Here is a 5,514-nt window from a genome sequence, read left to right as displayed (position 1 = left end):
ATCTTTGTCCCCTAACTTTCGGCGAGTCCCCCCAGACTTTTTGAGAAGCTTCTTGAACCCATACAAATATTCGGTAAAAGGGTATTAGTAACTAGTGCAATTTTAGTACCTATTGTTACTATTTTATCTTTATTCCTTTCCCGTAGATTAGTAATGCCGATTTATCGCTTAATTTCAGATGCAAAAAAAATAACTTCGGGGGAAACAAATGTGGTTGTAACTGTGCCATCTGATGATGAATTTTGCCAACTGGCGGGTGCATTTAATAAAATGGCGAGAACAATTGATGAAGAAAAAAAAGCTTTAGAAGAACAAATTAAAAAAAATGATTCCCTACTCCTAAAAACTCTGCCGGCACCTATTGTTATGAGGTTAAAGCAAGGGGAAGAAAAAATTGCTGACAAATTTCCCCACGTAACAGTATTATCAGCAAATATTGTCGGATTTGATGAAGAATGTGATCTAATGAGTGCTGAAGAAGCAGTAGGACTTTTAAATGATATTGTTAGTGCCTTTGACGATGCTGCACTACGCCACGATGTGGAAAAAATCAGTACAGTAGGGACCTCTTATTTAGCAGCAAGTGGCTTATTTGTGCCAAGACTAGATCGAGATAAAGCAGTGGTAGAATTAGGTCTAGAAATGCTAAGAATTGTACGTGCTTTTAGTCAAGAAAAACACCTAAACTTTGAGATTAGGATTGGTATTTACTCAGGAGAAGTGATTGGAGGATTATTAGGTAAGCAAAAATTCATTTATAACTTAATGGGAAATACTGCAAAAATTGCTCGCTTTTTAATGATTGTCAACTCTGTAGAAGGTAAACCAAATTCTATTCTAGTGAGTGAAAGTTTATACGAACCCTTGCAGGAATTTTACCAATTTTCTAAGATGGGAGAGATGGATATCCCTGGACAGGGTAAAGTAGCAGTTTGGTTGTTAAGGGATGGTATTCACAAAAAATAACTCGCTTTAGTTTTTATCTTTGTTCCTAAAATAAGCATTATGATAGAAGCAACAATGTTAAATTAGGGCTGAGTCACTTAACCATTCCCAATTCCCCTGTAAATTTGCTACAATTTCGGCACAATGGAAATACACGCATCAATTGCAATTGCTTAAGAAAGTCAACACCATACACATTCTAGTTTGTCTCATGAGAAAACGTGCATTTTGGGTAACTCTTCTCGCTATTTTTTCCCTTTCGTTAAACTGTTTTGCTTGGACTCCCAATGCTAATGCTTTCACAGAAAACCAAAAGCTACTTTTGCAGTCATGGCGATTGGTTAATCAATCCTATTTAGATGATACCTTCAACCACCAAAATTGGTGGGTATTAAGACAAGATTTATTGAAACGTTCCCTAGATGATCGCGAGGAAACATACGATGCGATCGAGGAAATGTTAGCCACTCTTGATGAACCTTTTACCCGTTTATTAAGACCTGAACAGTATCATAATTTACAAGTCAGCACCGCAGGAGAATTATCCGGTGTGGGTTTACAAATTAACATTAATCCCGATACCGGTAATTTAGAAGTTGTCTCTCCTATCGAGGGTTCTCCAGCAGAAGCTGCTGGAATTAAAGCGCGCGATCGCATCCTTAGAATTGACGATGTAGACACCACCACATTAACACTAGATGAAGCGGCAACTCGCATGCGCGGTCCCAGTGGGACAACGGTATCTTTAACCATTTTACCCCACACAAAAGAATCAGAAATGCGAGAAATAGAAATTACTCGCAACCGCATTTCTTTGAGTCCAGTTACTGCTAGTTTAAATCAACCAACTCCTAACCTTCCTATCGGGTACATCCGTTTAAATCAGTTCAGTGCTAATGCTGCTGAAGAAATGGCGCAAGCTATTAGTAACCTAGAAAAAGAAGGAGCTGAAGGCTATATTTTAGACCTCAGAAATAACCCAGGTGGACTGCTGCAAGCGGGGATAGAAATTGCCCGTTTATGGATGAATCAAGGTACCATTGTTTATACAGTTAACCGTCAAGGGGTACAAGATAGTTTTAGCGCAGTAGGAAACGCCTTAACAGATGACCCTTTGGTTTTGTTGGTTAATCAAGGAACCGCTAGTGCTAGTGAAATTCTAGCCGGTGCTTTAAAAGATAATGGAAGAGCAACATTGGTAGGGGAAAAAACCTTCGGCAAGGGTTTAATTCAATCCTTATTTGAATTACCCGATGGTGCAGGTTTAGCTATTACTGTTGCCAAATACGAAACACCTAACCACAACGATATCCATAAACTAGGAATTCAACCCGATAAAGTTGTTACTCAAGAGCCTATTTCCTACAGACAAATTGCTACAGGAGAAGATTTACAATATGAGGCAGCGGTGGAACTATTAACCGGTAATTCCATATTAGCTAAAGCAAGTTAGATTAGCTTTTCAGTCAACAGTTATCAGTAAACAATAATAGTTTAAATTGCTTACTGGTAACTATTTTCAGGCAAATTTCTAGTTAAGATAAATCATTGGAATCGAGTTTATAGAATATGAAAATTGCTACTTGGAATGTTAATTCAATCCGTACTAGACAGCCTCATGTTATTGAATGGTTGAATGAGCATTCTATCGATGTTCTCTGTTTACAAGAAACTAAAGTAATTGACAAAGACTTCCCAAAGCAACCTTTTGAAGAATTGGGTTATCATACTTATGTTTATGGACAAAAAGCTTACAATGGTGTCGCTATTTTTAGCCGTCAACCTATGACAGAAATTATAACAGGATTTACCCCAATTGTGGGAGAAGAGATAACCCAACAATTTGACGAACAAAAAAGGATTATTTCAGGTATTATTAACGACATTCGTATTATTAACGTATATGTTCCTAACGGAGCGGCAGTAGGTAGTGAAAAATACGAGTACAAGTTACAGTGGTTTCAAGTCTTGAAGACTTATTTACATAGTTTAATTGGCACAGAATCCCCTGAATTATGTATTTGTGGAGACTTTAACATTGCCCTAGAAGATAAAGATATTTACACTTCTAAAGGAAGAGAAAATCACATAATGTCTTCTCCTTTAGAAAGAGAAACATTACAAAATATATTAGAGATTGGTTTAAAAGATGTCTTCAGAAAATTCACAACAGATACAGGACATTTTAGTTGGTGGGATTATCGAGCAGGAGGATTTCAACGCAATCGAGGTTGGCGCATCGATCATATTTACCTTACTAATAAATTATACGAAAATGCACTCAATTGTACAATTGATGTAGAACCTAGAAAAAAAGAAAAACCAAGCGATCATACTCCAGTCATTCTTGAAATATAGCTTAGAATAATTGATATAAATATGAAACAAAAACGCCCCATTGCTGTTGATTTGTTTGCCGGTGTTGGGGGAATGACATTAGGATTTGAACAAGCAGGTTTTGATGTTTTAGCGTCCGTAGAATTTGATCCAATTCACTGTGCGACTCATCGTTATAATTTCCCTTTTTGGACAACGGTTTGTGCCTCAGTAACAACTATAACAGGGGACAATATTAGAGAATTATCAAAGATTAAAAACAAACCAATTGATGTTGTTTTTGGAGGTCCACCGTGTCAAGGATTTTCTTTAATGGGAAAAAGAAGTTTAGATGATGATCGCAACTCTTTAATTAAGCACTTTGTTCGCTTAGTTTTGGAGTTACAACCTAACTATTTTGTTATGGAAAACGTTCCAGGAATTACTATTGGGAAACATCAATTTATATTACAACAACTTTTTGATGAATTTGCCAAACATAATTATCAAGTTAAAAGCGATTATCAAATTTTAAATGCAGCTAATTATGGAGTTCCCCAACTAAGAAAAAGATTGTTCATTCTTGGCGGGAAACAAGAATTGAATTTACCCAGTTATCCTAAATTAACTACTAATTATCAGCAAAATAATAACTTATGTTTACCTCCTACCCCAACCGTTAAAGATGCTATTCAAGATTTACCAGAAGTTACTAAGTATCCAGAATTAAATCATCAAGATTGGGTATTCGCTGACCATGAAAAACCAAGCGATTATGTCAAACAATTAAGAAATTTATCCCACCTAATTGATGATTATTCCTACCCGAGACACTATAATAAACACCTTTTAACCTCTAGTTTAAGAACAAAACATCAACAAAAATCTATAGAAAGATTTAATAATACTTCTCCAGGAAAAATAGAACCTGTTAGTCGATTTCTGAGACTACATCCTGACGGTTTTTGTAATACTTTACGAGCCGGTACACCTAGTAATCGTGGGGGACATACTTCCCCTCGTCCCATTCATCCTTTTACCCCTAGATGTATCACCGTTAGAGAAGCCGCCAGACTTCATTCATATCCTGATTGGTTTAGGTTTCATGTCACAAAATGGCACGGTTTTAGACAGATTGGAAATTCAGTTCCTCCCTTATTAGCTAAAGCAGTTGCCAAAGAAATCATTAAAGTTCTTGAAATTTCACCAGTTAAACCAAGAATTAATTATAACTTAGAAGGTGAAGAACTATTAAGCTTCAATCCATCTCAAGCAGCTAATTATTATGATGTGAGTCCTCATATTTTTGGTAAAAGAATTAGGGAAAAACAGCGCAAATAGATAAATTTTTTGACTTATTCTTACTCATTTATGTGAAGAAATATCAAGATTTAGTTAAGAAAAGAATAAGCTTAGGTAAATTTGGAGTTAATAAACCAATCGTACCAATTTTATTATGTCCTTTACACTTTTTCAGCCTGACTATCAACCTCAACCTTTTGACTTTAATAGAAAGAATTTTGAAAAGTTACCTCTAAGTGAACAAAGTCAATATTTACCTAATTTTATTAATGCTTACCTCTTAGCTCGAATATCTCAATTGTCATATAAAAGTTCTGTTAATGCTAAACATTCAGATAAAAGTTATCGAGATGCTATCCGTTGTACATTAATGATCTCAGGAATTAGTTATGAAGATGCTAAAAAAACGATTTTTTTAAATAGTCGTGATATCGTCCTGGATATTGAAGGTAACTATATCCCAGGAACTCAAGGTCTAATTATTTTTCATGACAAAACAGCAATTATTTCGTTTCGAGGATCTGAAAAAAAAATTAATGACTGGTCATCTAATTTTAAGGTAAAACGAGTTGACTTTACTCATAGAAAGGGGAAAGTCCATAGAGGTTTTTTATCAGCATTTGACGCTGTTATCCCGGAGGAAGGAAAACATAAACTTGAATTCGATGATGTGATCGAAAGACTGAAAAAATGTCAATATGTTTGGTTAACTGGTCACAGTTTAGGAGGAGCGATCGCCATTGTTGCTGCAAATTTTCTACAAAAGAAAGGGGTAAATATTTCGGGAATCTATACCTTTGGTGCGCCTCGTGTGGGAAATAAAGATTATAGAGACTACGTTAATAACTTGTTGAAAAATAAGTATTGGCGATTTATGCACGATCACGATGTTGTACCCCAGATTCCGCACTTCAAAAGTAGCATTTTATACTACAAGTTTGTTTAGAAAAA

The 5,514-nt window shown here is 35.6% G+C and carries 5 protein-coding genes; all 5 read left to right on the top strand.

Annotated features, from left to right (window positions below):
- The first annotated feature begins 60 nt into the window (after positions 1–60).
- The 5 genes from P9B04_RS13455 (at position 61) to P9B04_RS13435 (ending at position 5,509) form a co-directional block, all read left to right on the top strand.
- A complete protein-coding gene (locus tag P9B04_RS13455; RefSeq protein WP_342055503.1) occupies positions 61–966 on the top strand; it encodes an adenylate/guanylate cyclase domain-containing protein in 906 nt (301 codons plus the stop codon).
- A gap of 190 nt (positions 967–1,156) precedes the next feature.
- The gene (ctpA, locus tag P9B04_RS13450) at positions 1,157–2,398 is read left to right on the top strand and encodes a carboxyl-terminal processing protease CtpA (RefSeq protein ID WP_342055502.1); all 1,242 of its coding nucleotides are present in this window, start codon (positions 1,157–1,159) and stop codon (positions 2,396–2,398) included.
- A 116-nt stretch (positions 2,399–2,514) separates the two neighbouring features.
- Complete coding sequence (xth, locus tag P9B04_RS13445; protein WP_342055501.1) at positions 2,515–3,303, top strand: exodeoxyribonuclease III; 789 nt, start codon at positions 2,515–2,517, stop codon at positions 3,301–3,303.
- 21 nt (positions 3,304–3,324) lie between these two features.
- Complete coding sequence (locus P9B04_RS13440; protein WP_342055500.1) at positions 3,325–4,602, top strand: DNA cytosine methyltransferase; 1,278 nt, start codon at positions 3,325–3,327, stop codon at positions 4,600–4,602.
- Between the two features lie 115 nt (positions 4,603–4,717).
- Entirely contained in the window at positions 4,718–5,509 is a 792-nt protein-coding gene (locus P9B04_RS13435; RefSeq protein WP_342055499.1) for a lipase family protein, read from the top strand.
- Positions 5,510–5,514: the final 5 nt, after the last annotated feature.

It is taken from the genome of Crocosphaera sp. Alani8 (assembly GCF_038442745.1).
Classification (GTDB): Bacteria; Cyanobacteriota; Cyanobacteriia; order Cyanobacteriales; family Microcystaceae; genus Crocosphaera.
Note: the sequence above shows the minus strand (reverse complement) of the source record. Positions and strands in the feature narration are given on the sequence as shown.

Excerpts from the sequence above, each read along its gene's own strand:
- ctpA (WP_342055502.1), top strand. The coding sequence starts at position 1,157 with ATGAGAAAACGTGCATTTTGGGTAACTCTTCTCGCTATTTTTTCCCTT.
- P9B04_RS13440 (WP_342055500.1), top strand. The coding sequence starts at position 3,325 with ATGAAACAAAAACGCCCCATTGCTGTTGATTTGTTTGCCGGTGTTGGG.
- P9B04_RS13435 (WP_342055499.1), top strand. The coding sequence starts at position 4,718 with ATGTCCTTTACACTTTTTCAGCCTGACTATCAACCTCAACCTTTTGAC.
- xth (WP_342055501.1), top strand. The coding sequence starts at position 2,515 with ATGAAAATTGCTACTTGGAATGTTAATTCAATCCGTACTAGACAGCCT.